This window comes from Saccharopolyspora sp. NPDC050389 (genome assembly GCF_040655595.1).
GTDB lineage: Bacteria > Actinomycetota > Actinomycetes > Mycobacteriales > Pseudonocardiaceae > Saccharopolyspora.
This window is the reverse complement of sequence record NZ_JBFAKG010000111.1, coordinates 17,773-20,783: the sequence shown is the minus strand read 5'-3', so window position 1 is coordinate 20,783 and position 3,011 is coordinate 17,773. Positions and strand designations below refer to the sequence as shown.

General features: G+C 71.1%; 4 protein-coding genes. 3 read left to right on the top strand and 1 reads right to left on the bottom strand.

Translation table 11 applies throughout. The annotated features are described in order from the left end of the window. Positions 1–196: 196 nt before the first annotated feature. Both AB0I53_RS42800 and AB0I53_RS42795 read left to right on the top strand, forming a co-directional pair. Positions 197–646 (top strand): helix-turn-helix domain-containing protein, encoded by a 450-nt coding sequence (locus tag AB0I53_RS42800; RefSeq protein ID WP_358615135.1) that lies wholly within the window; start codon positions 197–199, stop codon positions 644–646. Further along, a complete protein-coding gene (locus tag AB0I53_RS42795; protein WP_358615133.1) occupies positions 639–1,328 on the top strand; it encodes a formylglycine-generating enzyme family protein in 690 nt (229 codons plus the stop codon). The genes AB0I53_RS42800 and AB0I53_RS42795 overlap by 8 nt, the downstream gene beginning before the upstream one ends. 4 nt (positions 1,329–1,332) lie before the next feature. Here AB0I53_RS42795 and AB0I53_RS42790 read toward each other — a convergent pair whose 3' ends face one another. Next, on the bottom strand, positions 1,333–1,755 hold the full coding sequence (locus tag AB0I53_RS42790) for a MarR family transcriptional regulator (RefSeq protein WP_358615131.1): 423 nt from the start codon (positions 1,753–1,755) through the stop codon (positions 1,333–1,335). A 93-nt stretch (positions 1,756–1,848) separates the two neighbouring features. On the opposite strand from AB0I53_RS42790, the gene AB0I53_RS42785 reads away from it, so the two are divergent. Continuing rightward, the gene (locus AB0I53_RS42785) at positions 1,849–2,925 is read left to right on the top strand and encodes a substrate-binding domain-containing protein (RefSeq protein WP_358615129.1); all 1,077 of its coding nucleotides are present in this window, start codon (positions 1,849–1,851) and stop codon (positions 2,923–2,925) included. Positions 2,926–3,011: the final 86 nt, after the last annotated feature.

Genomic DNA, 3,011 nt, shown 5'->3' with positions numbered 1-3,011 from the left:
CGCCGGCCGTCTCACACCCCCCCCCCCCCTCTTCGGCCCGGCGGTCTTTTTTGTCGTCATGGCGGTGTGTGTCTGTTTTTTGGGTCGCTATAGCAGCCCAAAAGACTCACGGCCCCGTTGCAAACGCACGTCACAGCCGGTCATGGCGTGCGTCATAGTTCCCTATCGTTCCCTATATAGGATAAGTTAGGGATTGATGACGGAAGAAATGTACTCGGTTGAGCAGGTGGCCGACCGGCTCGGGCTGCACGTACGCACCGTGCGCGGCTACATCCGCTCGGGGCAGCTCAAGGCGGTGCGGATCGGCAAGCAGTACCGGATCGCCCGCGCCGACCTGAACGCGCTGACCGGCCACCCGCAGGCCCCACCGGCCCGGCCCACCAGCGCCGCGGTGGAGGTGTCGAGCATCGTGCAGATCGACGGCGTCGACCGCGCCGCGGCCGACCGCATCGGCACGCTCGTCCTGGCCGAGGCGAACAGCGCCCCGCACCCACTGCGCATCCAGACCGTCCACGACGAGGAGCGGAGCCGCATGAAGATCGTGATCCTCGGCGGTGCCGCCGCCACCGCCGAGGTGCTGCACCTGCTCGACGCCGTGCTCGACGGCGACAACGGCTTGCTCGCCGGGGAGCGCGGCGATGCCTGAGCTTCCGGCGGGTCCCGGATCGACGCCGCGCATGATCCCCATCCCCGGCGGGGAAATCGTCCTGCGGGACGAGGGCACGAAGACGAACTGGCCGGTCGAGGTCGGCGACTTCTGGCTGGCAGCGCATCCGGTGACCCGCGAGCTGTACCGCGCCGTTACCGGCGATGCGCCGGCGAGTTCGGCGGGGCCGCGGACGCCGGTGACCGAGGTCTGCTGGCAGGAAGCCGCCCGGTTCTGCAACCTGCTCTCGGAAGCGGCGGGGCTCGAACCCTGCTACTCGATCGGCGACGGCCCCGACGCGCAGGACGCGACCTGCGACTGGGCCGCCGACGGCTATCGCCTCCCGACCGAGGCGGAGTGGGAGCACGCCTGCCGGGCCGGGACTTCCGGCGTCCACAGTGGAGAATTGGGCGAAATCGCCTGGTATCGCGGGAACTCCGGCGGCGAGGTGCACGAGGTCGCGACCAGGGCGCCGAACGCGTGGGGCCTCCACGACATGCTCGGCAACGTGTGGGAATGGTGCTGGGACGTCTACGATCCCAAGGTCTACGGCCCGTACCGCGTGTTCCGCGGCGGCGGTTGGTGCGATCCGCCCCGGGGATGCCGGGCGTCGTGCCGCCGCAAGAGCCACCCGACCTTGCGCACCGACGACCTCGGATTCCGGCTCGCCCGCTCGCGCTGACTCGTCAGCGCTCCGCCATGTTCTCCAGGGCTTCGAGCACCGCCCCGGTGCGCTTGAGGCCACCCAGGAGGTGCTGCTCGACCTCGGCGACCTTCGGCGCCACCTCCCGGTACACCGCCTCGCCGCGGCGGCTCAAGTGCACCAGGACCTTGCGGCGATCCGCCGGATCCACCTCCCGGTACACCAGGGCCGTCGTGACCAGCCGGTCCACCAGCCTGGTCAGGGTCGGGCCGGTGATCATGGTGCGCTCACCGAGCTCGGCCATCGCCAGGCTTCCCTCCGCCGCCAGGGTTTCCACCACCAGCCACTGGTCGAAGGTCAGCCCCTCCGGCCGGACGACCTGCTCGACGCTCGCGGTCACCGCGCGCGCCGCCCGGGCCAGCGTCCTGGTCAGCGGCGGGCCCGCCGCGACGTCACCTGCTGCCATGCTCCCCGCATCCTCACTCTTGCGCTCCCCCACGAGAATCGTAAGACTTCCACCTGGAAGCGATCGAGACTCTCGCCATTTTCGGAGCCGCAAATGGCATTCGGCTCAGCGGTGCGCGAGCGCGCCGCGCGGTGGCGCGTGGGCATGGTGATCCCGCTGCGCGGCCCGGCCGGTCTGTTCGGCCCGTCCTGCGAGGCGATCACCGAACTAGCGGTGCAGGAGCTCAACGACGCCGGCGGGATCTTCGGCCGCGAGGTGGCCGTGCAGGTCGTGGACGGCGGCGCGCCGCCGCACGAGGTCGCCGCGGAGGTCCGCAGGCTGGTCGCGGACGGGGCGATCGACGCGGTCACCGGCTGGCACATCTCCTCGGTGCGGCACGCGATCGCGCCGGTCGTGGCCGACCGCGTGCCCTACGTCTACACCTCGCTCTACGAGGGCGGCGAGCGGCGCGCCGGGATCTTCTGCTCCGGCGAGACGCCGCGCTTCCAGATCGCCCCGGCCCTGCGGTGGCTGCGCGACAACGCCGGCGTGCGCCGCTGGTTCGTGGTCGGCGACGACTACGTCTGGCCGCGCGGTTCGACCGCCGCGGTCCGCGCCTTCGCCCGCGAGCTGGACCTGCGGATCGTCGGCGAGACCTTCGTCAGCCTGGGCACCGGCGACATGCGGCGGGTGACCCGGCAGCTGGCCGACGCCTCGTGCGACGGCGTGCTGATGCTGCTCGTCGGCCAGGACGCCGTGCGGTTCAACCGCGCCTTCGCCGCGCAGGGCCTGCACGATCGCCTGGTGCGCTTCAGCCCGCTGATGGAGGAGAGCATGCTGCTGGCCAGCGGCGCGGATGCGACCCGGAACCTGTTCGTCTCGGCGGGGTACTTCCGGTCGCTGGCCACCGCGGACGCGATGGACCTGCTCGGCGCGTACACCCGGCTGCACGGCCCGGCGGCGCCGCCGCTGAACAACGCCGCCGAATCCTGCTACGAGGGCCTGCGCACGTTGGCGAAGCTGGCGCGGCGAGCGGGCTCGGCCCGCCTGACGGAGTTCAACGCCGCCATCGACGGAACCGCCTATCAAGGCCCACGCGGCACCGTCGAGTTCCACGGCCACCAAGCGGCCCAGCACGTCCACCTGGCGGTGGCCGACGGCTACGACTTCGACGTCATCACCCGCCTCTGAAACCCGCGCCCATTCCGGCTGGGACGGATGCTCGGCGTGGCCTCGGGGCCGTGAGTCTTTTGGGCTGCTATAGCGACCCAAAAGAC

Coding starts and splice junctions, on each gene's coding strand:
- AB0I53_RS42800 (WP_358615135.1), top strand. CDS start 197: ATGACGGAAGAAATGTACTCGGTTGAGCAGGTGGCCGACCGGCTCGGG.
- AB0I53_RS42795 (WP_358615133.1), top strand. CDS start 639: ATGCCTGAGCTTCCGGCGGGTCCCGGATCGACGCCGCGCATGATCCCC.
- AB0I53_RS42785 (WP_358615129.1), top strand. CDS start 1,849: ATGGCATTCGGCTCAGCGGTGCGCGAGCGCGCCGCGCGGTGGCGCGTG.
- AB0I53_RS42790 (WP_358615131.1), bottom strand. CDS start 1,755: ATGGCAGCAGGTGACGTCGCGGCGGGCCCGCCGCTGACCAGGACGCTG.